Here is a 22,053-nt window from a genome sequence, read left to right on the forward strand (position 1 = left end):
AATAAGCAAATGGCATTAAGTACGAGGCATCTACTGGGCATCAAATATATCACGGCTGAGGATATGCATAGTATCTTCGAAACCGCGGATAATTTCAAAGAAGTCATCAACAGGCCCATTAAAAAAGTCCCTTCACTCAGAGATATTACCATAGCCAACCTGTTTTTCGAAAACTCTACCCGAACCAGAATTTCCTTTGAATTGGCAGAAAAAAGACTTTCTGCTGATGTGGTCAATTTTTCGGCTTCGTCTAGCAGTGTGAAAAAAGGAGAAACCCTGCTGGATACCGTCAATAATATTCTGGCGATGAAGGTGGACATGGTGGTTATGCGACATCCTCATCCCGGAGCGCCAGTTTACCTGAGTAAACATATTCCCGCCCAGATCATCAATGCTGGCGATGGAACGCATGAGCATCCGACCCAGGCTTTATTAGACTGCTTTTCTCTAAGAGAGAACTTTGGCTCTTTCAAAGGACTGAAAGTAGCCATCGTGGGCGATATCACACATAGCCGGGTTGCCTTATCCAATATTTTCGCCCTCAAAAAACTGGGAGCTGAAGTAACCGTTTGTGGTCCTCCGACCTTGATCCCTAAACATATTGAAAGTCTGGGAGCCAAGGTAAACTACAACCTTTATGAAACCCTCAAATGGTGTGATGCAGTAAATATGCTCCGCATCCAATTGGAAAGACAGGATATCAAATTTTTTCCAAGTCTGAGAGATTATTCTTTACAATACCAGCTCAATATGGATATGCTGGACCGACTGAATAAAAAACTCGTCATCATGCATCCGGGCCCAATCAATAGAGGAGTAGAAATCACCAGCGAAGTGGCCGATAGCGATCAATCCGTGATATTGGAGCAGGTACAGAATGGAGTGGCGACACGCATGGCGGTACTTTATCTTTTGGCAGGGGTTAAAGGGGAGAATTAAATTTCTTTTTCTGCCATTACTTATATTTTCTTTATAGGTTTCTTCTTCTTTTCCTTAGATAGATCCTTCATACATTATTCAGGACAGGCATCGCAAAAATCAAGCTGCTGCAAAGGGAAACGTGTTGGTGTTTTTGGGTGTTAGGGTGTTAGGGTCGTTTTTTATTCATCCAGATCTTTTTCGATTCCAATTACCGTAGGCGCTGATTGCTATCTGCGGCAATGATTCTCAAAATCCCTAGCCAAGCGCAATGACCGGGCAGCGCCAATCGGGAAATGGGGCGGCTAGGTGCGGCAGGTTCTTGTCGCTGCGATTTTTGCCCCACTTTTTCTAAAAAAGTGGGAAAAGACAAGCCTCATACAACCGAGTTCTGCTTTTTTACTACTTTTGTTTGCGCTTAGAAGCAAACAAATTTCTGTAAAAGCGTTTTAAGCTAGTATAAGTCTTAGTCATTAAGAGAATTGTTTAGAATTACCCGCATAGACAAACTTGTATTGAAGGCATTTCTTCCGCCTTTCCTTATGAGCTTTCTGATCATCCTCTTTATCCTGGTGATGCAGTTTATGGCTGTATACATGGATAAGATTTTGGGGAAAGGTCTGGGTATAGGCATACTCTTCAAAATGATAGGTTTTGCGGGGGGAAAGCTGGCCATAAGTGCCATGCCCGTTGCCGTACTTGCGGGAGCCCTGATTTCTTTTGGAAGCTTTGGAGAGCATTATGAATTGGCAGCTATAAAATCCAGTGGGATCAGCTTGCTAAAAGCTATGCGTTCCTCGATCATCCTCGGGGTAGTTCTGGTAGTAGGTTCTATTGTTCTTTCACACAATATCGTTCCCCTTTCCAATCTAAAGTTCTATTCCCTTTATTATGATATCAGCCGAAAAAAGGCAGAACTAGCCCTTACCCCGGGTATTTTTTACTGGGATATCACCAATTATGTGATACGGGTCGCGGATAAAAATAATGACAGAGGCACCCTGTATGATGTCCTCATTTATGACCATACGGAAAATCGGGGCAATAATGATGTGATCATTGCAGACTCTGCGAAAACCTATACAGAAGAGGATCGCCTTCAAATGGTTCTGTATGCCGGAGTGAGACATGAAGAAATCAAGCCGGAAAGTGGTAGAAAAAACTTTCCCCACGGAAGGACCTATTTCGATTCTCTTTACTATACTTTCAATCTGGAGGATTTCAAACTTAGTCGAACAGAAGAATCACAATTCCGACATCAGATTACCCTTTCACAGGAAGAATTGGGATCAGCTATTGATAGTCTAGGGGATTTGCAGGTGGACTATCTGGAGAAAGCTTTTAATCAAATCGGAAGATATACCAAAGTTGACAGCAATTTTCTCACAGGTCCCAAGGATACGCTTACTTATGATAAGCCTTTAGTCGTATATGATATGGCTCCGGGCGATAGTATCATTGGATGTGATACCATCCTTGATCACAGTGATGCGCTCAGCCGGTCTTTGGTAAATATCAGAGCTGTAAAAAGTTACCTGGATTTCATGAATAAAAAGAAATCCGATCAGAATCGCACGCAAAGAAAATTCCAATACGAATATTACCTCCGATATGCGGTTCCTATCAATTGTCTGGTATTTATGATTATCGGGGTTTCTTTGGGAGCCATTATCAGGAAAGGAGGATTAGGTATGCCTGCCATTGTCAGCATCATCTTTTTCATTATATCTCATATCGCGGGAACCTATGGTCGGAAATTTTCTAAAGAAGGAGTACTGAGTCCTGAAGTCGGAGCTTTTCTACCCGTCATCATCTTTACACCTGTAGCTCTGATCGTTGTTTACCAGGCAACTATGGATACCCGCATCATGGAAGCAGAAAGCTGGAAGAAGATCAGTAAATTCTTCAGATTCTTTCGACTTATCAGAAACTTCCTGCCCGTTTAATCCTATTTTTTCAGACTTTCCATTTAGATTTTATACTCAAATCATACTTAGCTATGAATTGCCTTCATTTGAATGCGCAATCATCACTAAACCCAAACAAAGCTTATGTATCGATTTGCGATTTTGGTCCTGATAGGACTATGGAACTTCTTTGTCCCTCTGCAAGCTCAAGACAAGCCATCGCCTCCTAATCCAAATAATGGACGCATATTGATTGTGTCTGGAGGAGGAGCAACGGGAGCCTGGGGAGGAGGTGTTACACAGGCACTTCATAACAAAGGTTTTAGATATGATGCTGTAATCGGCTCCAGTACAGGCAGCCTGATCGCCCCATTTATTTTGAATGAGTCATTTGATGAACTCAAGGAAGGATATACCAATATCACAGACAAGGACATCTTTAATGTCCGCCCTTTTAAAACCAAAGGAAAAAAGAAAGGAGAGCTTCGGATGTTCAATGCTTTATGGCGGATCATTTCCCCCAAAAAGACCCTGGGAGAAAGTAAAAATCTGCTGAAAACCATCCGGAAATTCTTTACCCAGTCCGACTTCGATTCGCTTCGAAATACAGAATGCGATTTCTTTGTTACGGTAGTAAATGTGCTGGAGGATGAAATTGAATATAAATCTATCCATGATCCCGAATTGGGAATGGTGGATGGGATATATGATTCAGTTGAAGCTTATAAATCCTATACACGTTGGATCTGGGCCTCTGCCAACTTTCCGGTATTTATGTCTATGCATAGTGTGAAGGATGATGCAGGAGTCCGAAGTTATTATTTTGATGGAGGGATTAAAGAAAGCATTCCCTTAGAGAAAGGGCTGGCACTGGCCAGAGAAAAAGGTTATAGAAATATAGATGTCATCATTCACAGTACCGGAGATCCTCAACTTACGCAGGATAGCAAGGTGAATAAAGCCATGAAGCTCTTGGGGAGAACCATTGAAATATTTCGCAGTGAAGTCCGGCAGAATGATGTGAAGCTGGCAGAAGCCATCGGTAAACTGGAGCCTCGCCCTTTGAAAGATGATGCGATTGGAATTACCATTTACTATATGGCACCTGAGGATTATAATCTCATTCCCAATCAGCTGGTCTTTGAAAAACATGAGATGAATGCACTTTGGGAAAGCGGCACACAAATCTTCGACCTGGACCGATACAAAGGGAAAATTGTCAAATTCAGCATAGATAATGACCAGACACTGGAAGACCTATTGGGTCTCCGCTAAGCCCGGCTGTATGTGAAATGAAATACAAAAGAGCCTTCTCATATACTGAGAAGGCTCTTTAATCTTGTGTGCTTTCTTCGCTCGTTTATTGCTGTTGTTGTAAGTGCGGAGGAATGTTGTAATAGTAACGCTCATGAACGATTTGACCGTCCTTCCAGCGTTGCACACATACCTCTTCCATTTTCATCCGATTACCATCATGAAAAGTTACATCAGTCCAGGCTTCTACCATAGTCACCGCAGCATCCTCATCAGCTGTAATGGAATGGTAGCCTCCGCCATGATGCTCTTTTACCATCGTAAACCATTCTTGCAGCGATTTGCGATTGGTATCTTTTCCTTCGCGCTTTTTCCCGTCGGCCTCTACCGCGACTACCTCTGGATGGTAGTGCTTTTCAAATGCTTCCATGGCTTGTCCTTGCCCGAGCATAGCATAGAGATCTTCTGCCTTTTCTTTGTAGGTCATTACTGAAAAAATTAAGGGTTAAAAAATGTAAAAGAATACTCTGTGTTCAGAGATGAACACAAATTGCGCGTGTATTCCACATGATAAGTAGGTAGGTAATTTGGAGACCTTAAATTAGGCTTTTTCTCTCCGATTTCAAACCGTTTTTTCTTTCAGAGCTTTTCGTAAAACTTTGGCTCGCCTGTCTGGACCATCATGGCTCCAACCTGGGGCCAAAAAGATATAGCGAAGTTTATCAGACCAATTTTCTGCCCGTTTTACATCCTTCCAAATGGCTCCATATTCGTGGGTGGCGACAGTAAGAGGATGATGAGATTCGATATTTTTAGTCAAGCCATATACCGGTTTTTCCACATCCTTTTCTTCTGAAAATGTCCCAAATATGCGATCCCAAATGATCAATACTCCTGCATGATTGCAATCCAGGTAACGAATATTGGAGGCATGGTGCACCCGATGGTGAGAAGGCGTATTGAAAATGAGTTCGATGGCTTTCGGAAATTTCCCCACCAATTCCGTATGTACCCAAAATTGATACAGGAGATTGAGGGAGATCATGCTAAAAATCATGAGGGCATCAAATCCCAAAAGGGGGAGCCACAACCAGAAAACATATTTGTGAATTCTTTCTCCTACCCCTTGCCTCAAAGCGGTTCCAAAGTTCATTTTCACAGAGGAATGATGCGGCACATGTCCGGCCCAAAAAAGCCTCACCTCATGATTGAGTCGATGAAACCAGTAATAGGTAAAATCGTCCAGAAAAAAGAGGAGTATCCAGGCCCACCATTGTCTTTGTATCACCTCTCTCAAGGGACTGATCTCATGTAAATAATAGATTAGAATAAAGAGCAATAGTTTGGGAACTATTTCGACTATGGCTGAAGCTACCGCCATAGAAATAGAGGCCCAGGTATCTTTGCCATGATATAAATCCAATTGCTCTTTGCGGTCGTACCACATTTCCAGCAACATGACAATAATGAATAATGGGAAGGCCAAAACCAGGAGTTGGTCCTGGGACATTTGTTCGGCGAAGTAGGCAAAGTCCATGGGGAAAATTTTTAACAAAATACGGAAAATGCAGCAAGAAACCGCTTGACTACTTTAGAGCTAGGAAAACGGCAATTCACAAAAAACAATCTGTCATCCTATACTTGCCTAAGAGCTAGGGAAGTATAGGATGACATGCGTTCAGATTGATTTGCAAAAAATGCCAAAGAACCTAATAGGAATGGCTCTTTTCGCAAATAATTGCAGAAAAAAAAGGGAGGCTGTACCTTGGTTTCAAATACTGATTCATGAAAACACTGGCAAGGGTATATGGCCCTTTTCTCGTTCTCATCCTCTCCTTATCTCAACTTTTCAGCCAACAGGTAGCCCACAATATTTACTTCCCTACAGAACTCTATTCTTTGGGAAAGGAATCCTTTTTCATCTATCTGGACAATGATAAATTCATTCCTCCCAGCCTGGATGAAGATCGGGACTATACCAATGGGATTGCATTCTCCTACAGCAATAAAGGCTTACTAAATTTCCCCTTACATAAAATCAATAATTGGCTCCTGCAAGAGGTACTAAACCCTCAGTCAGATAGTAATTTTCAATTCCTTTCCCCCGAAATCAAACTAGGCAGCCTCGCGTATACGCCCAGAGACATTGCAGAGTCCCGCTTGATTCTGGATGACAGGCCCTATGCCAGCGTCCACTATATAGAAATCAAAAGTCGACTCTGGAATAAACAGAAAAATCAGGTTCACAGCCTGGGCATATCTTATGGAGTACTTGCCAGTCCCATCGCTGAATTTGCCCAAATAATCATCCATACCATAGGTAGGATAAGACCTGTACCTGAAGGCTGGGACAATCAGATCGCTCATCCCTGGGAACCGACCCTCCTGATGTCCTATCAAAGAGATCGAATCTGGCGGAAAGAAAAAGCTCACTCCTTTCTGGATTTGAAAGAAAGTATTTCTCTTGATGTGGGTTTCCGACTTATGGGAGCTTATGCGCTCACAGGGAGATGGGGTACGAAAGTGGGTAAAAGGGATCAGGGGCAGGCTTTTCTTTATCTCAGATTGAAACCTCATGCACTGGCTTATGATGCTAATCTGGAAGGACAGTTTCGCCCTTCTTTATATACCGTCCCGCGAAAAGACATCTATTTTTTCCGGGCTGAAGCGGCGGCAGGGATTAGTTTTAATTGGGATTGGGCGAAAAGGAGTCTAAAGACCGGTTATGGTTTTTATGCGCAAAGCCCGGAGGCAAGATATCCTACTCATACACGCTTTCATTATTGGGGAAGATTCTGGTTAGGATGGGTGTTTTAGCAAAAAAGTTCGAAGTGAAAGCGAAAACTCGTGCTAAAACAGTCCTTTTCTTTATCTCCCATCTTTCCTCAAAAAAAATTAACTTAAAATTGAACTATTGATTTGCGGTATTCAAAATAGCAGATATGTCTCGCCATTCTTTCCATTCCCAAGCAAACTGCTTTCAGCAGAAATTCTCCCACATAACTTTTCTCTTGCTTTTTATCAGTTGCTCAGCATGTGAAACGGCTGTAGTACCTGTCTCGGGCACTTATACGGGCCTCTCTGAAACAATTAGTTTCAGGTTTGAAGAAATTTTTGATGGAAATGGTAATATGGTCGGGATAATGGAAGTCCGGGATACCCTGATCAATCAGGCAGATGTATTGAGTTTAAATCAAGTAGGTAAGGAAAGTAAATTCAAACTGGAAGTAGGAACAGGTTTAGACAAATTAAAAACCTTCAGCAATCACGAATTTAGCTATGAAGGCCAATCAGAATTTAGTGTAGTCAGTCTGACTGATAGAGTTGAGACACGGCGCCTGGAATTCAGCATAGACGGCAGTGGAAATATGGAACTCAGCTTTTCGGAAGACGAAAATCCTGATCCCAATGCAAGACCGGCAGGAACAAGAATTCTTTTCTCGGGCATAAAAAACTAGAACTCTTTCCATAAAAAAAGCTCCCCGAAGAGGGGAGCTTTTTTTATGAATGGATGCTCTTAGGCGGGTACATAGATCCTACTGATCAAATTGTCAATGATATAGGATTTGGTACGCGAATAAAAGGTATCGATATACTCGAGGTAGCGGTGGTATAGGAAATTGAGAATCAATCCTATCAACAAAGCTACCAGGGTGGTGTCAAAAGCAATGTTCAGGTTGCGGGTAATCTCTGGCATTCCTTCTTCTGTTTGGGCTAAATGCGCCATACCGATAGAAGAAGACAATCCAATCAGGGTTCCGATGAAGCCCAAAGAGATGATGGCTCCGAGCAAGTAACGAACGATCTCCAGTTTGGATTCCAATTCTTCTTTGCTGTTGTCAACCTGTGCATTGAATACCTGCAGGGTATCAGGGATAGATTTATCGTTACGATACTGGGTACAGGCTTTCTTGATGAAATTGGTGATCATAAAACGCTTGCCGGATTTCTCCAACTCAATCACCTCCAATTTAATCTTACCTACTTCTTCTGGAGAAAGGACCAATTGATCTTTTTCAGGAAGGAGGTTTAGTTGAAAACCTTCAAATTCCGTTTTGATGGCTCTTTTTCTTTCAAATAGTTCAAATAGACTATAGAAAAAGAGGATGTAAATGGCGGCCTGGATATATCCTTTGCCAGAACCTCCTAATACTTCAAAGAAACGGTGCAGGCCGGATACTCCTTCGAAAAGGTTTCCCATAAGGGTTAGAGCTGTCCAAAGCCCCAGAGCGGCCACTATACTAAATATTAGTTGAGTTATTTTCGTCTTAAACATATCTTTTGAGATTTTATCTTTTGGTGAATTGATAGTTACCATCGGCTTGTAGCCTCACAGTTCCCAATAAGATTCTGTTCTTGCCGAGCGGTAATGTTTTGGTAAATATTTCTCCTCTTTGCTGGCGGGAGGCGTCCTTTGTGAAGATCAAACCTTTGATGATTACGGTCTTGTTAGTCTTTTTACTCTCTTTGAACTGAGCATAAAGCTTGTATTCACCTGGGATGATCTTATCAAATTGCCTTACGGATTCCTGGTTGGTTCGAAGGTCATTACCGAATAAACGGTTTCTTGACTTTCCACTATCCCAGTTTCCAACGGCGCGATTTTTCTTTCTTCCTCCATATACACAGTCATTTCCTTTACATACAAAGAAGTCTACATTATCTGCCTGGTCTAACCAGCTGACTTCAAAGGAAACTTTACAGGGAACGGATGGTGCATCGCCGGTGAAGAGCGGAGAGTTCTTGGTACCAGAGGTCTCATTGATGGTCTCCTTAGGATCTTCTTTCGGCTTTTCGACTTCCTCTACCTTGACTTTTGGAATAGGAGGTGCGGGTTTTGGGTCTCGTACAGCTACCGGTACAGGTATGTCTGCCGGCTTTTCTACTTTTCTCTCTTCCACTTTAGGGAAGGCCTTATAATCTACCAGGACGGTAAAGAGGGTATCTCCCACTCTTTTTGTCTTGAGACTATCGTCCAGTGTTCCAAATAATTTCATCTGCGTGGTATCCATATACATGACTACCTGGTTCACGTCAGGAGCCGAACTCCCGCCTTTTGGTGTGATGATGAAAAGGAAGATCACTGCACCCAGGGCACCTGTTACCAGGTCGAGAAAAGAGAGATTAAATACTTGATTTGTTCTTCTTGCCATGGATCATTGGTTTATTCTGTGTGTAGAACATTCTTCATTTACAAGCTTGCCTTTCGGCTATCCTGTCTTTTGGTTACTAATCTCCCAGGGTTGAAAAGAACCATAGTTGCCTTGTGTTCTTTTGGGTGCCTGAGGTGCTTTGGGTTTGGGCTTTGATTGTGGCAGGGGAAAGTGGCAATGAACGCATTTGTCATCTTTGCCGGGAGCCTCGCTCCCGCAGTTTTTACACTGCGTGAGGCTCTTTTCCACTACTATAAAATCAGTTATATCTTGTTGACCGAAGGGAACTAATTTGCCCTCCATGTTGCACTGTACACACTTGACAGCGCCGTCAACATTTTCACTATTGCAATTCTTACAGATTAACATGGTTTTTATTAATATTTATCAGAAAAGTTGAGGTGGTACTCATATCCTATAGTCAGGACAGTTGAGCGGTTGAATTGACTTCCTTTATAGTCGTCAAAGAAAGTATTGGCTTGCTTATATCTTTGGTTGAAAGCATCTCTGAAGTCATTGTCCCAGGTAAAGTTGAAAGTAATGGTACTTCTGTTGTTCAACTTGAAATACATACCGGGAGAAAACTGAAAGCTTACCTGCGTACTTTTGTAATCGTCATTTACACCGGTTCCAAAATCAACAGAATATTGTTCGTTGGTAACTTCTTCCGATGCATAATATTCAATGTTCTCATCGATCTTTCCACTGAATCCCATATTGAATGAAGGACCCATATCGAGGGAGAATCCAAAATTGTCAGAAAGCGGAGCGCGATATCCTACCAGTACCGGGATAGCTACATAATGCAGTCTTTCTTTTGCTGAGAGGAAACCTACGCCATTTTGATCACTGAAATTATCTGTTGCATAATTACCGCCTTTTTGCATGTAATTCACTCCACTGGTAATTGTCCAATTGGAAAGTTGCAAACCGAATTCTACACCACCGTTCAAGCCGCTTAAGGAACTTGAAGTTGTGTACAACTCTGCAAGGTCAATCGTATGCTTGAACTTGGAAAAGTTTGCTCCTCCATTTGCGCCGATAAAAAATGAGCTCTGTGCTACCAAAGCGTTGAGAGGAAAAAATAATGCTATAACAAGTAATTTTGTAAGCGATTTCATAAGTGATAAGAGTTTATTTGTTGAAAGTTAAGGGAGATTCTTAGTGATTGATTTTCTGTATAGACCTCAAAAATGCCCCCAAGTTGCGTGTCTGGAAGCGAGAATGTACATCCGTGGCAATCACAGCATGAAGTGTGATCCATTGATATGCATTTGTGAAGAAAAATTTTCGGCCTAAAGAAGGGTTAACAGGCCAATTCTTCTCATTTTGAGAGAATTCGCTCCCTAAATGAGAAATTTTGAAGGGAAAATGAGAAGGTCTAAGCCTCTCTAGGACTGATATAGCGGAAGATTACAAAGGCAGCGAGTACAGAAAAAATAGGAATAAAGAAGATATAAAGAGTGGGAATCACCAAAAGATCCTCAACCAATTCCCCGTCAAAACTCAGCCCAATAACTCCCACAGTTAGTACCGCATTTTGGATCCCTGTTTCAAGCGAAACAGTCTTACTCTGGGCTATGCTCAATTTGAAGATTCTACTCAGAATATATCCAAAGCACATCCCTGCTGCAGCGATGAGTCCGGAAGCCACAAAAACCCTGCTTGGGACCTCAAACATTTCTCGATTATTGATAAGCGGAATTACGAAGATGAGGATGATGGCTACAATGCCAATTCTGGCTCCCAGCTTTTCGATGAGTTGACCCCACTTAGCATTCCTACTCTTAATTAATACTCCTATACTCACGGGCACAAGCAAGAGGATAAGAGAAATAAGAATCTTACTGAAAGGTATACTGATTTCGCTCCCAATCCCCAAAGCCTCCGAATAGAACTTTAATAATAAGGGCATCATAAATGTAGCTGCCAGACTGGAAGCAACTGTCATGGAGATACTCAGAGCCACATCTCCTTTCGCATAATAGGTATATAGATTGGAGGTACTACCTCCCGGTGTACAGGCAATCATCAAAAGTCCCAAACCCATAACAGCAGATAAATCCAAGCCCAGGACGATGAGATAGGCCAAGAAGGGGAGCAAGGCAAATTGGGAAAGCATACCTACCAGAAAAGGCTTGGGATATTTCAGGGCATGTTTAAATGAATCCCAGCTCAAACTCGCTCCCATAGCTAGCATGATGGAAAACAACATGACATTAATGAGTGTGGAGAAGGATATGCCCATGGTTCTTTCTGGATTAATTCTTTGAGAATGTAAATATAACTATCCAGCAGTATGTCATTGCGAGCTCAAATTTTGAGCGCAGCAATCCCCTTGACTAAGATAAACTATCGGGAATCAAGGGGATTGCTTCGCCTTTCATAAAGGCTTGCAATGACAGCAGAGCTGAAATATATTCTGTTTTCCTTCTTCCTCCCCTTCAAACCTCACCTTCTACTTAAAGAAAAGATAAAAAAATTCGTAGATTCGAAAGACCTAAATACCCCCATAATGCTTGAAACCAGAAAACTAGCCATCATAGTATTTGCAGATATTGCAGGGTATTCGGCTTTGATGCAAGCTGATGAGAAGCAGGCACTCCATGTTTTGGACCAGTTTAAGTCCATCCTGGAGGAAGAGATGAATATGCATGATGGCGAGATTGTACAGTATTATGGAGATGGTTGCTTGCTCTCTTTTGAAAGTGCTTTCCATAGTGTCAGCGCTGCAACCTCTCTACAAAGAGCCTTTATTTATGCCAAAGTCCCTGTCCGGATCGGTATGCACCTTGGCGATGTATTGTATAAAAACAACAATGCCTTTGGAGATGGTGTAAATATCGCTTCACGGGTCGAATCCCTGGGCGTGCCAGGCTCTATCTTATTATCCAAAACGGTTGCCAATCAGATCCGCAACAAATCAGATTTCTCCCTGCAAAACCTGGGACCCTTCCATTTCAAAAATATTGATGAACCCATGGAAGTGTTTGCCGTATCAAATCCGGGTTTTGTGATTCCACGTCCGGACCAGATGGAAGGGAAATTGCAAAAACCCAAGCCCAAGCAGGAAGAAGTTGCGAACCAATCCGAATGGGAGCGCTACCAGATGCTAGAGATCATGGATGCCCTTGAGGATGAGAAATGTGTCTTGATTTTGGGAAATTATGCTTTTTCCCGACCGGCAGATAGCTCCGGCATGAATGACTCTGAATTTTCTATTCCGGAGCTGATCATGCGAGAGCAGCAAAAATGGGCCACAGCCAATTCTGCTGAATCTTTGGCAGATTTTTATACAGCAGCTCAGAGTCTGATAGGAAGGGCAGGAGGGCAACGCATGTTTATGGAGCTTTCAGATATCAAACTGAAAGACCTGGGAAGCAAGCAGCAGGATCGATTCAAAAAGATCAGTGAGATTCCATTTGATCTCATCGTCTCAACCTATCCCTTCAACCTCTTGCAAGAGGTTTTCAATAAAAATAAGATTGCCCATAACTTTGAATATTATAGTTTCCTCGAAGACAGTGGAGCCCTGGAGCCTTTTTCTTCCGAAAAACCCCTGATATATAATCTTTTCGGTAGTGTAAAGCATAAGGACTCTATGGTAATCTCCCTGGATCGCCTGTACCAATTCATTTTTGGTATTCTGGGAGTGAGGCAGTTGCCAAAGAAAATACAGGACAAAGTAAAACAGGCCAGCCACCTTGTATTTCTGGGTTTCTCCTTTGATGCCTGGTATATGAAACTGCTGCTCCGTGTCCTGAAGGTACATGAGAAAGAGATTTCCTATGCTCATCCTCCCGGACCCGCAGGCCTGCGTCAGCAAAACAGAATGTTCTTTGAGTCCAATTTCAAAGTAACCTTCCTCAATAAGAAAGTAGATGATTTTGTCAGCGAACTCCATGATCATTGCGATCGTTCGGATATGCTGCGGAAGGCAAGTGCAGAGGAAATTCCCACTCCCTATGAGCAATTGCAGGAATTGACTGCACGATATAGGCTGGAGGAAGTAATGGAAAGTCTGGATGAAATCATCATCAAAAATGGAAAAGCGGGTAGCCTTCTGAGAAAATTGGGAGATTATCAGAGGCGCTTTCACAAAATTAAAGAATGGGAGAATTATGAAACCTATGGGGATGAGGAGTTGGAACCGATGTGGGAAAAGCTTAAAACAGATGTTTCCCTTTTTATTGACCTCGTATCCGAAATGATCCCATCCTAAGCATGCAAAACATGAGTACCCTTAGATCAAGATATCCGGGCTTAAGGCCCTTTGATGCAGAAGAGAAAAGCTATTTCTTCGGAAGGGACGAAGAGATAGAAGCGGTATGCCGACTATTGGATCTCGATAGTCTGACGATTCTTCATGGTCCCTCCGGCATGGGAAAATCCTCCCTCATCAATGCAGGCATACTTCCCGCTTTGAGTAAAGTCAGGAATTGGGATGTTCCTTATCATATCGTACAGGTTCGTTTTACCAATTACGATCCCATTTTAGCCCGAATCCGAAGAGAGAGACAAGGTAGAAAAGAAGAAGAAACCGAAATCGTCAAAGATCCTATTGATAGATTTATCAGCGCCTGTCTGGGAAATGAACATGAATGGAAAGACATCATTCCCATGCCCAAAGCCAGTCTATGGTTGAGTGCCAAAAAGATGTTGGTGGACCAGGGCATTCATCCTTTACGGCTGATCTTTATTCTCGATCAATTTGAAGAACTATTTACCTATCCAGAAGAAAGGGTTGAGGAATTTGGTCGGCAGTTAGGAGAACTCTATCACCAAATCATGCCCGAAAGTGTGAGAAAAGGATTGGAAAGAAAGATGATCATTGAGTCAGATGCGGAGGGAGAAAAAGCTCCCCTGCCTGGACCGAAAGTAGCGCAATATCTGGGAAGAATAGAAGAATCCCTGGATTGTAAAATTCTGATCTCCATGCGCTCTGATAAACTTCATTTTCTGGAACGCTTCAAAGCTTATTTACCAGAAATGATGCTCAATAGCTATGAGCTAAGAAGTTTCGACCAGAAACAGGCAAAAAAAGCCATAGCTGAACCCGCTTCTTTACAAGGAGAAAACTTCATTTCCCCCAAATTCAATATCAGAGAGGAAGTACTCGATGAACTGATTGGATTTTTGGAAGACAAAATCACCAGAAGAATAGATCCCTCACAGCTCCAGATCGTTTGCCAGCATATTGAGAAACGAATGGTAGAGCGGGGAGAAAAACAAAATAAATAGCAGTATTAAGGAGAAAGGCAATGGCTGAGATTTTACAGGAACATATTGAGATGAATGGGCAAAACGCTGCTCCTCTTGAACTGAGAATAGAGGATGTGGGGAATCTTGATAGCGTTTTGCGGGGATATTATTTGAGTCAGATCAAAAAGTTGGAGAAGAGAGGCGACCGCAAACTGGCTCGCAAACTCATCGAAAATCACCTCGTACTCCCCAAATCACGACAAAGAACCTCCAAGGATGCCGCCTTTATTCGTGAAAAACTGGGAATAGAACCCTTACTTCTGGAAAAACTGGAAAATTCTCGACTCATCAGGAGAATCAGCAAAAGAGGAAATAACCCTATATATGAAATCAGTCATGATACCCTGGTAGAACCTATCCTCGCAGGCAAAAGAGAAAGAGAAGCAATTGCGCTATTCTTGGGACGTATCTGGAAATGGGTACTGGGTTTTCTTATTCTTTGGTTTCTCTTTGGGATGATCGTAGAAAGTTGTTTTCAGGTAATCCCTCATCCCCTGGATGAACCCAAAAAAGTCAATATTGATCTTGGGAAAAAGATGTTTAGCCCCAATGAAGGGAATACTTCTTTTACCATTCCTATCGGCCCTTTATTATCTGAGAACGAAATCGATACCAATGACTCCCTCTATTTTACCCTGAGACTGGACGCAATTGATAGGGAAGTCCTTGCAAAAAGCCGAGGCGGAACGGGAAATGATACTGTGCCTATATATTTGTCAAAGCCCATAGAAGTACCGATATCGGCAGAAAATCCTGAGGAATATCATAGTTTCCCCAATTTGGTTGTCCCCCTAACAGTACTGGCAGGTGAAGATGGAACGGAGCCCAGACAAATTTATGGGCAGCTCATTGGTAGTGTAAAGCTGAATTTTGAGGAAATCGGAGGTACACGGGGTATGGAAAATAAAAGACTCTCAAAATCTGAAATAAATATGCGACTGGATACCACAGTCAAAGCTGAGACCGCTGAAAAAATGGTTCCACTCAAAAAGGATTTAATGCTATCTGACCTTTTCGAAAGTGAAGATGATAAAAATAAGATCAGAAATACCCTGGGTGATCGTCCACTGAAACTGAACTACAACTTACAGCTTCAACCAGCTGATTATACTCCCCCTCCCCCCAAAACGAAATATGTATCCGTTCAGGGAATCGAGGTACAATATTCAGACGGTACGCGCAGATTTATTTCTCCCGGAGAAGACGGAAGCGGTGCAAGGGGAGCTGTCATTGGCACCCATACGGTCGCAAATGGAGAAACCTTGTTCGGTATTGCCAAAAGGTATAACACGACTGCAGATGAGATCAAACGCCTCAATAATCTGAGAGGTAATAGTATTTCGGTTGGGCAGGAATTGAAGATTCCCCTAAGGTAATTGGGGTATGAGAGCTGCCATTCTCAGTGGTCCACCACTGCCCCCTTTGATCTTCATTGGTAAGGCAATAACCCAGGCTCCTTTTTCCGGAAGCTCCTCAAGATTGGCCAGATTTTCCAGGCCCAGAATATTCTTTTCGTACAGGATGCGATGGCTTTCGAATAAAGTCGATTGACCATAATCAATGCTAGGCGTATCCAGTCCAGCAGCTTTGATCTTCCTGTTTTCCACCAACCAACTCGCCAAGTCTGGTCCTATGCCGGGAAAATGAAGTTCTGCGACTCCTTCTGGTCCCAACTTGGCCGTACCCATATATTTCACCCGATCCGGCCAGAATTTTCCATAACCGGTTCTGAAAAGTAAGATAGCATCTTCGGGAATTTGACCATGGGTAGCTTCCCAGCTTTCCACATCTGCAACAGAAATAAGGTAATCTGGATCTGCCAAAGCTTTCTCAGAAACATCTACTACCACTGCCTCGCCAATCCCCCTGTCAATGGGGATTTCATCCGCTGCCCACTTCCCTTCAGAAAAATGAATGGGCGCATCCAAATGAGTTCCTCCATGCTCTGCCAGGCAAAATTTAAAGGCGGTATAGTAATAGCCTCCTTCCGCCATACCCGCAAAAACGGTATCTAATTGAAAAGATTCTGAAGTAGGCCAAAAGATGGTTTGCTCATCATAGGCATAAGTGAGGTCTATCCATGTTCCACTAGGAAAAGTAGAAGTTTTTTCTTTGGGAGGAGGCGTACAGGCGAAAAGGGAAAGTATCAGGCTAAGGGCTGCTAGTTTTTTCATAATCTCATTCTTGGCATTAGAGAACAGCTTTTATGGCTATTCTTCCAGAAATTATAAAAAACAGAGCAATTAGGAGAAAGGGGAATAAAGAATTATTCATAATCTTCTTCGCCAAATACAAAGAATTGCTTCTGTAATGCTGCCTCTTGCACTTGAACTTTCCCTAATCGTTTCCAGTTGGAGAAAACTTTCTATTCATTTTTCATCCATTCTACCAGCCTTGATTCAATCTCAGCCATTTCTTCATCCGTATGTGTCCAATCACTCAATATGCGTATGTACATTCGTTTTGCAGTCTCCAATCCGCCTTCTTTATACAATGCTTCATAGGTATCCAGCAGTTTTTCTTCCACCTTATGAGTAAAAGCCATTTCCAAAGCAGGATCTTTCCCTTGAAAATAATCTGTACCTGAAAGCTTCACAGCTAAATCCGGGGCTGTCCATTCCCGGTATTCATCTCCTCCCCAATCTCTCCAGTAAATCGAGGAAACCCTCAGGGTCAAATTTGAATGAGTCAATTGCTTCTTTTTTGAATCTCCATAATGACTGGGAGTCGCGCCCGTCGGTTCTCCTACAAAAATCACATTTGTCCATTTACTGAAATCATTGACCAGATATTGGGCAGCGGAAAAGGTCTTACGCCCCATGAGGGTATAAAACTTTCCATATTGATTTAACTCAGGATTCTTGACCAAAAGATTTACGATAGGCAAAGCATATCCATTGCTGCCACCAAAATTATTTCTTAGATCTAAAATGAGTCGATCCACTTCATTTTGCTGGATAAACGTATGAAGATTTCCCAGAAAACGAATCAAACCTACTCCCGACTCTGCCCGATTCATTTGATTGATCTGAAGATAGATGGCCTTATTTTCCGCTACATATTCATACCAGTAATATTCTTCATTCTTCTGCCTACTTAGTATTGTGCTTTCCCCCAATACTTTTTCACTCAATCTTTCCTCCGTAAACCGATCAAGGGCCTTAAGTTTGATTTCTTCGGTCCCATCAGCTGATTCCATGCGAAGCTTCACTTCCTCATTTTCCCCAACTATATCCAGTGCCATAAGGGTTTCCAGGATACTCAATCGGGACGGAGCGATTAATCGATAGCCATACTCATTATCAAAATGGCAAAGTCCTTTCACTGCTTCCAGGGCATTTTCAATCGAGGTATCATTAATCCTCAACAGCTTCTTTCCAATATGTTTTTCCAGGGATGGAATGGCTTTCAGCACATATACTCCATCGTCAAAGTAATAAAATTCCAGAGGCAAATGTCGAAATACCAATTGATCATCCGATGGAAAAGGCGTATTAGTATGCGCCTGACTCAAGCCTACTCCTTTTTGCATAGGAAGCGTCAATCGAGTATGGCCATCATTTGCCAAAGCTGCCAAACGAGCAAACTCAGCAATAATTTTATGATCCGGCCATTGTGGGATATTGGCTTTTATTCTTTGGAATTCTTCTTCAAAAAGCTCTGCTTCGGTTTTAAAATACAGGTCCCGATGTTCTGTTTTCAATAAGTGATAGAGTTCCTCTAAATCTTCTTCCCAGGCAGTTGCACTCAATATCTGCGGCCCTGATTGAGCCAGTATATCAGAACTGCTCCAAAGAATACAAAGACAGAATAGTAGGTAAATTGACTTCATAAAGCGTGTATTAAGGAGAAAATTGAATCAATAAATGGGGAGTTTGGGCTCCCTGCTTTATAAAGATGCTTCAATAAAGTATGCTAAAGAGGAAATAAAGCCGAAGGAAGTATTAGTGTCGATAGACACAGTATTTCTAAGGACAAAAGGCAGAAGCTTTGCCTTAACCCATCAAAAATTGGAGCTATTTAGGTAGTAATTATGTAGCAGTATTTTCCTAATTTACTTATTGAATCTATTTAAGCTAATCAGGCAAAACCTATGTCGAATTACAACTACAATTATAATATTGACGCGAAAAAGAATATGACCTATGATGCCATTGTCATAGGTTCAGGTATGAGTGGGAGTTGGGCCGCAAAAGAACTTTGTGAAGCCGGGCTGAAAACCCTCGTTCTGGAAAGAGGAAGAATCGTAAAGCATATTGAGGATTATCCGGATATGCAGAAAGAATCCTGGGATTGGGAACTTCGGGGAGGAGTTACACCTGAAGAAAGGAAAAAACACTACAAAGCCGTTCGTTCCAATTGGTTGGGAGAAGCCAGCAAAAAATTCTGGGCCAATGATGAGGAAAATCCCTATACGGAGATCAAGCCTTTCATGTGGTTGCGAGCCCATCAGATGGGAGGAAGGTCGCAACTTTGGGGAAAGCAAACCTATCGTTGGAGTGATCTGGATTTTGAAGCCAATGCAAAGGAAGGCATAGGGGTTGATTGGCCCATCCGCTACAAAGACATTGCTCCCTGGTACAGCCATGTGGAGAAATACATAGGTATTAGTGGGCAGGCATTGGGATTGCCGCAGCTTCCTGATAGTGAATTCCTGCCTCCTATGCAGCTGAATTGTGTAGAGAAAGATGTAAAAGCGAGAATAGAGAATGCCTTTCCCGGAAGAACCATGACCATCGGTCGGGTGGCGCATTTGACTCAACCACATAATGGACGCGGTCAGTGTATGTCTCGAAATAAGTGTAGCATGGGTTGTCCGTATAGTGCTTTCTTTAGCGCCAATTCCGTTACGCTTCCTGCCGCCAACTATACCGGCAATCTTACGATCAGACCCTGGTCCATTGCTCATTCTGTTATTTATGATGATAAGAAAGGCAAAGCGACTGGCGTAAAGATCATTGATGCAGAGTCGGGCGAAATGATGGAATATTATGCAAAAATCATCTTCGTCAATGCCTCGACCTTGAGTACTACCCGCATTCTCATGAACTCTACTTCTGACCGCTTCCCCAATGGACTTGGAAATGATAGTGGAGAGCTTGGACACAACCTTATGGACCACACCTATCGTGTAGGAGCTATGGGGGTCTTTGAAGGACATGAGGATAGCTATTACAAAGGACGCCGTCCGAATGGTATCTATATCCCTCGTTACTGGAACATCAATGAGGAGACAAAATCTGACAAATTTGTCAGAGGATTTGGCTATCAGGGTGGAGCTTATCGCAAAGGATGGGGACGTGGAGCCAATGTTGAAGGCTTTGGTGCTGACTTTAAGGATAATTTGATGAAAGATCCCGGTCCCTGGGAATTTTTCATTACCGGTTTTGCTGAGTGCTTGCCTTATCATGAAAACAAAGTCAGCCTGGACAAAGACAGTCTCGACAAATGGGGACAGCCAACTTTGGCAATTGATTGTGAGTGGAAGGAGAATGAATTGGCACTCAATAAGCAAATTCAGGAAGATGCCCTGGAAATGTTAGACAAAGCAGGCCTGAAGGATATCGTGGGATTTGATAATAAACATGAGCCGGGCTTTGGGATTCATGAAATGGGAACCGCCCGTATGGGACATGATCCCAAAACTTCTGTCCTCAATGCAAACAATCAGGTACATGGAGCCCCCAATGTTTACGTAACTGATGGTGCATGTATGACTTCCAATTCCTGTGTAAATCCCTCTTTGACCTATATGGCACTGAGTGCTCGCGCAGCCAATCACGCCATTTCTGAACTTAACAAACAAAACCTTTAATAGACATGAAAAGAAGAGAAGCATTAAAAAGTACCGCCCTTCTTGGAGGGTCTACGGTTTTGACTGGCGCATTGGTCAGTCTCTTGCAAGCCTGTCAGCAAACTTCCCGTATCGATTGGAAGCCTCAATTTCTCAGCATAGAGCATGCGGAACTGGTGGCAGCCTTTGTGGATACCATTTTACCTAAAACAGCAACCCCCGGAGGCCTGGACATGAAGGTAGATATGTTCATAGATCTGGCATTTGCGAAAATGTATGATGAAGCAGGGCAAAAGAAACTGCAGGAAGAACTGACAAAATTCAATCAGGAGAGTAAGGATAAATTTGGGAAAGGCTTTGCGGAGCTGGATCAGGCGCAAAAGGAAGAATTTCTCATGGAGAAAGAAAAATCTTCTCCCAAGTTTGGTTACAGTGTTTGGGGAGCGGGAGTAGGACCACAGCCCGATGTGGGATTCTACCGTTCACTTAAGTCCATGGCCATTATGGGCTATTGTACTTCTGAGGAAATCGGGAAAAATGTATTGAAATACGATCCGGTTCCCGGTGAATTTCTCGGCTGCATTCCCCTCTCGGATGTAGATGGAGTCTGGAGCATCTAAGAGAAAGGATGTTTTCACATACAAAGCGGCTGAAGCTATATTGATTAGCTTCAGCCGCTTTACTTATAAGGGAAATTTAGCTTCCTCTACTCATTTTCGTCAATAAAAATACTATACATCCTAAACAGCTACTTCGGCTTTGTGCATACTTACGACAAAGAGTACAGCAGCTCCATTAATCCAGTAATAATAGGCGTCCAATCCTTCGAAGGAGAAGATAAAAGGTGCCAGCACGAAAGTTACTCCCACAATCAAATCTACCAACAAATGAATGCGATAGGGAATTACCCGAAACAAACCCAGTTCGTGGTCTGTCAGAAGGGTCAGGATGAAAGCTGCTATGCCTGTTGCCAAAGAAAGCTGGAAAGCCATAGGATTGGATTCACCTAGTCCGAGGATAAAGGGTAAGCCGATCAAAGCGATAGCAACCGGATAGTCTAAAAATGCGTGAATTTTCTTTGTTACAAACTTCATGATTTTGAGTGTTTAAGGGTCCAAAGAATTAATATTTAATGCACGCAAGTTCGGCCAGATTGAGCGCAAATCGGCTACAAGAAATTCGCATATAGTTGTACTTTTTTGAAGGAGGATGAGATGGCAATTTCCTCATAAACAGAGCAAAGCTGTCATTGCAAGAGAACCGAAGCAATTCCCTTGACTCAAATAGGTTTTTCCAAGTCGAGGAGATTGCTTCGCCGGAGATTCCGGCTCGCAATGACAAAAGTGTTTGGGATCAGTTCGTGCCACAGCAAAGCTGTCATTGCGAGGGAACCGAAGCAATCCCCTTGACTCAAATAGGCTTTTCCAAGTCGAGGAGATTGCTTCGCCGGAGATTCCGGCTCGCAATGACAAAAGTGTTTGGGATCAGTTCGTGCCACAGCAAAGCTGTCATTGCGAGGGAACCGAAGCAATCCCCTTGACTCAAATAGGCTTTTCCAAGTCGAGGAAATTACTTCGCCGGAGATTCCGGCTCGCATTGACAAAAGTGTTTGGGATCAGTTCGTGCCACAGCAAAGCTGTCATTGCGAGGGAACCGAAGCAATCCCCTTGACTCAAATAGGCTTTTCCAAGTCGAGGAGATTGCTTCGTGCTAAATTAGCACTCGCAATGACAGCGGGCTTGTGGGCTTATCAGGAAAAGATCAA

At 42.7% G+C, this 22,053-nt stretch carries 19 protein-coding genes; 10 read left to right on the top strand and 9 right to left on the bottom strand.

Annotated elements, in window-relative coordinates; genetic code table 11:
• Window positions 1–9: 9 nt before the first annotated feature.
• The 3 genes from R8P61_23655 (at window position 10) to R8P61_23665 (ending at window position 4,100) form a co-directional block, all read left to right on the top strand.
• On the top strand, window positions 10–939 hold the full coding sequence (locus R8P61_23655) for an aspartate carbamoyltransferase catalytic subunit (protein ID MDW3650090.1): 930 nt from the start codon (window positions 10–12) through the stop codon (window positions 937–939).
• Between the two features lie 494 nt (window positions 940–1,433).
• Window positions 1,434–2,864, top strand: coding sequence for an LptF/LptG family permease (locus tag R8P61_23660; protein ID MDW3650091.1), 1,431 nt, complete (start codon window positions 1,434–1,436; stop codon window positions 2,862–2,864).
• Window positions 2,865–2,969: 105 nt separating this feature from the next.
• Window positions 2,970–4,100, top strand: coding sequence for a patatin-like phospholipase family protein (locus tag R8P61_23665; protein ID MDW3650092.1), 1,131 nt, complete (start codon window positions 2,970–2,972; stop codon window positions 4,098–4,100).
• A gap of 85 nt (window positions 4,101–4,185) precedes the next feature.
• Here the strand turns inward: R8P61_23665 and R8P61_23670 are convergent, their stop codons facing one another.
• Together R8P61_23670 and R8P61_23675 are read right to left on the bottom strand one after the other, a co-directional pair.
• On the bottom strand, window positions 4,186–4,566 hold the full coding sequence (locus R8P61_23670) for a nuclear transport factor 2 family protein (protein ID MDW3650093.1): 381 nt from the start codon (window positions 4,564–4,566) through the stop codon (window positions 4,186–4,188).
• Between the two features lie 135 nt (window positions 4,567–4,701).
• Window positions 4,702–5,616, bottom strand: coding sequence for a sterol desaturase family protein (locus R8P61_23675; protein MDW3650094.1), 915 nt, complete (start codon window positions 5,614–5,616; stop codon window positions 4,702–4,704).
• Between the two features lie 248 nt (window positions 5,617–5,864).
• On the opposite strand from R8P61_23675, the gene R8P61_23680 reads away from it, so the two are divergent.
• Both R8P61_23680 and R8P61_23685 read left to right on the top strand, forming a co-directional pair.
• Window positions 5,865–6,896 carry a DUF2219 family protein gene (locus R8P61_23680; GenBank protein MDW3650095.1) on the top strand — a complete coding sequence of 344 codons (1,032 nt, stop codon included), beginning with the start codon at window positions 5,865–5,867 and terminating at the stop codon, window positions 6,894–6,896.
• A gap of 125 nt (window positions 6,897–7,021) precedes the next feature.
• Window positions 7,022–7,537, top strand: a complete 516-nt coding sequence (locus R8P61_23685; GenBank protein MDW3650096.1) for a hypothetical protein — start codon at window positions 7,022–7,024, stop codon at window positions 7,535–7,537.
• Between the two features lie 59 nt (window positions 7,538–7,596).
• Here the strand turns inward: R8P61_23685 and R8P61_23690 are convergent, their stop codons facing one another.
• The 4 genes from R8P61_23690 to R8P61_23705 form a co-directional block, all read right to left on the bottom strand.
• Window positions 7,597–8,355: a MotA/TolQ/ExbB proton channel family protein gene (locus R8P61_23690; protein ID MDW3650097.1), complete on the bottom strand. Its 759-nt coding sequence runs from the start codon at window positions 8,353–8,355 to the stop codon at window positions 7,597–7,599.
• Window positions 8,356–8,368: 13 nt separating this feature from the next.
• On the bottom strand, window positions 8,369–9,232 hold the full coding sequence (locus R8P61_23695) for a hypothetical protein (GenBank protein MDW3650098.1): 864 nt from the start codon (window positions 9,230–9,232) through the stop codon (window positions 8,369–8,371).
• A gap of 377 nt (window positions 9,233–9,609) precedes the next feature.
• Complete coding sequence (locus R8P61_23700; protein ID MDW3650099.1) at window positions 9,610–10,353, bottom strand: porin family protein; 744 nt, start codon at window positions 10,351–10,353, stop codon at window positions 9,610–9,612.
• A gap of 260 nt (window positions 10,354–10,613) precedes the next feature.
• Entirely contained in the window at window positions 10,614–11,480 is an 867-nt protein-coding gene (locus R8P61_23705) for a bile acid:sodium symporter (GenBank protein MDW3650100.1), read from the bottom strand.
• Window positions 11,481–11,747: 267 nt separating this feature from the next.
• On the opposite strand from R8P61_23705, the gene R8P61_23710 reads away from it, so the two are divergent.
• Genes R8P61_23710 through R8P61_23720 form a run of 3 tightly spaced genes read left to right on the top strand, consistent with a single transcriptional unit; the run spans window position 11,748 to window position 15,870 of the window.
• On the top strand, window positions 11,748–13,454 hold the full coding sequence (locus tag R8P61_23710; protein ID MDW3650101.1) for an adenylate/guanylate cyclase domain-containing protein: 1,707 nt from the start codon (window positions 11,748–11,750) through the stop codon (window positions 13,452–13,454).
• Between the two features lie 11 nt (window positions 13,455–13,465).
• Complete coding sequence (locus tag R8P61_23715; protein ID MDW3650102.1) at window positions 13,466–14,473, top strand: ATP-binding protein; 1,008 nt, start codon at window positions 13,466–13,468, stop codon at window positions 14,471–14,473.
• A 20-nt stretch (window positions 14,474–14,493) separates the two neighbouring features.
• Window positions 14,494–15,870, top strand: coding sequence for a LysM peptidoglycan-binding domain-containing protein (locus R8P61_23720; protein MDW3650103.1), 1,377 nt, complete (start codon window positions 14,494–14,496; stop codon window positions 15,868–15,870).
• On the opposite strand, the gene R8P61_23725 is transcribed toward R8P61_23720, so the two are convergent.
• Both R8P61_23725 and R8P61_23730 read right to left on the bottom strand, forming a co-directional pair.
• A complete protein-coding gene (locus tag R8P61_23725; protein ID MDW3650104.1) occupies window positions 15,862–16,668 on the bottom strand; it encodes a cyclase family protein in 807 nt (268 codons plus the stop codon). The two genes, R8P61_23720 and R8P61_23725, sit on opposite strands and share 9 nt — an antisense overlap.
• A gap of 191 nt (window positions 16,669–16,859) precedes the next feature.
• Complete coding sequence (locus R8P61_23730; GenBank protein ID MDW3650105.1) at window positions 16,860–18,326, bottom strand: S41 family peptidase; 1,467 nt, start codon at window positions 18,324–18,326, stop codon at window positions 16,860–16,862.
• Between the two features lie 261 nt (window positions 18,327–18,587).
• Between R8P61_23730 and R8P61_23735 the strand changes: the two genes are divergently transcribed.
• Both R8P61_23735 and R8P61_23740 read left to right on the top strand, forming a co-directional pair.
• Window positions 18,588–20,309, top strand: coding sequence for a GMC family oxidoreductase (locus tag R8P61_23735; GenBank protein MDW3650106.1), 1,722 nt, complete (start codon window positions 18,588–18,590; stop codon window positions 20,307–20,309).
• A gap of 5 nt (window positions 20,310–20,314) precedes the next feature.
• Window positions 20,315–20,908 (top strand): gluconate 2-dehydrogenase subunit 3 family protein, encoded by a 594-nt coding sequence (locus R8P61_23740; GenBank protein MDW3650107.1) that lies wholly within the window; start codon window positions 20,315–20,317, stop codon window positions 20,906–20,908.
• Window positions 20,909–21,028: 120 nt separating this feature from the next.
• Here the strand turns inward: R8P61_23740 and R8P61_23745 are convergent, their stop codons facing one another.
• The gene (locus tag R8P61_23745) at window positions 21,029–21,382 is read right to left on the bottom strand and encodes a hypothetical protein (GenBank protein MDW3650108.1); all 354 of its coding nucleotides are present in this window, start codon (window positions 21,380–21,382) and stop codon (window positions 21,029–21,031) included.
• Window positions 21,383–22,053 lie beyond the last annotated feature (671 nt).

This window comes from Bacteroidia bacterium (assembly GCA_033391075.1).
Lineage (GTDB): Bacteria > Bacteroidota > Bacteroidia > J057 > J057 > JAWPMV01.

Bases quoted from the DNA above. Each gene is read 5' to 3' on its own strand.
- R8P61_23655 (MDW3650090.1), top strand. From the start codon at position 10: ATGGCATTAAGTACGAGGCATCTACTGGGCATCAAATATATCACGGCT.
- R8P61_23665 (MDW3650092.1), top strand. From the start codon at position 2,970: ATGTATCGATTTGCGATTTTGGTCCTGATAGGACTATGGAACTTCTTT.
- R8P61_23670 (MDW3650093.1), bottom strand. From the start codon at position 4,566: ATGACCTACAAAGAAAAGGCAGAAGATCTCTATGCTATGCTCGGGCAA.
- R8P61_23675 (MDW3650094.1), bottom strand. From the start codon at position 5,616: ATGGACTTTGCCTACTTCGCCGAACAAATGTCCCAGGACCAACTCCTG.
- R8P61_23680 (MDW3650095.1), top strand. From the start codon at position 5,865: ATGAAAACACTGGCAAGGGTATATGGCCCTTTTCTCGTTCTCATCCTC.
- R8P61_23685 (MDW3650096.1), top strand. From the start codon at position 7,022: ATGTCTCGCCATTCTTTCCATTCCCAAGCAAACTGCTTTCAGCAGAAA.
- R8P61_23690 (MDW3650097.1), bottom strand. From the start codon at position 8,355: ATGTTTAAGACGAAAATAACTCAACTAATATTTAGTATAGTGGCCGCT.
- R8P61_23695 (MDW3650098.1), bottom strand. From the start codon at position 9,232: ATGGCAAGAAGAACAAATCAAGTATTTAATCTCTCTTTTCTCGACCTG.
- R8P61_23700 (MDW3650099.1), bottom strand. From the start codon at position 10,353: ATGAAATCGCTTACAAAATTACTTGTTATAGCATTATTTTTTCCTCTC.
- R8P61_23705 (MDW3650100.1), bottom strand. From the start codon at position 11,480: ATGGGCATATCCTTCTCCACACTCATTAATGTCATGTTGTTTTCCATC.
- R8P61_23710 (MDW3650101.1), top strand. From the start codon at position 11,748: ATGCTTGAAACCAGAAAACTAGCCATCATAGTATTTGCAGATATTGCA.
- R8P61_23715 (MDW3650102.1), top strand. From the start codon at position 13,466: ATGAGTACCCTTAGATCAAGATATCCGGGCTTAAGGCCCTTTGATGCA.
- R8P61_23720 (MDW3650103.1), top strand. From the start codon at position 14,494: ATGGCTGAGATTTTACAGGAACATATTGAGATGAATGGGCAAAACGCT.
- R8P61_23725 (MDW3650104.1), bottom strand. From the start codon at position 16,668: ATGAAAAAACTAGCAGCCCTTAGCCTGATACTTTCCCTTTTCGCCTGT.
- R8P61_23730 (MDW3650105.1), bottom strand. From the start codon at position 18,326: ATGAAGTCAATTTACCTACTATTCTGTCTTTGTATTCTTTGGAGCAGT.
- R8P61_23735 (MDW3650106.1), top strand. From the start codon at position 18,588: ATGTCGAATTACAACTACAATTATAATATTGACGCGAAAAAGAATATG.
- R8P61_23740 (MDW3650107.1), top strand. From the start codon at position 20,315: ATGAAAAGAAGAGAAGCATTAAAAAGTACCGCCCTTCTTGGAGGGTCT.
- R8P61_23745 (MDW3650108.1), bottom strand. From the start codon at position 21,382: ATGAAGTTTGTAACAAAGAAAATTCACGCATTTTTAGACTATCCGGTT.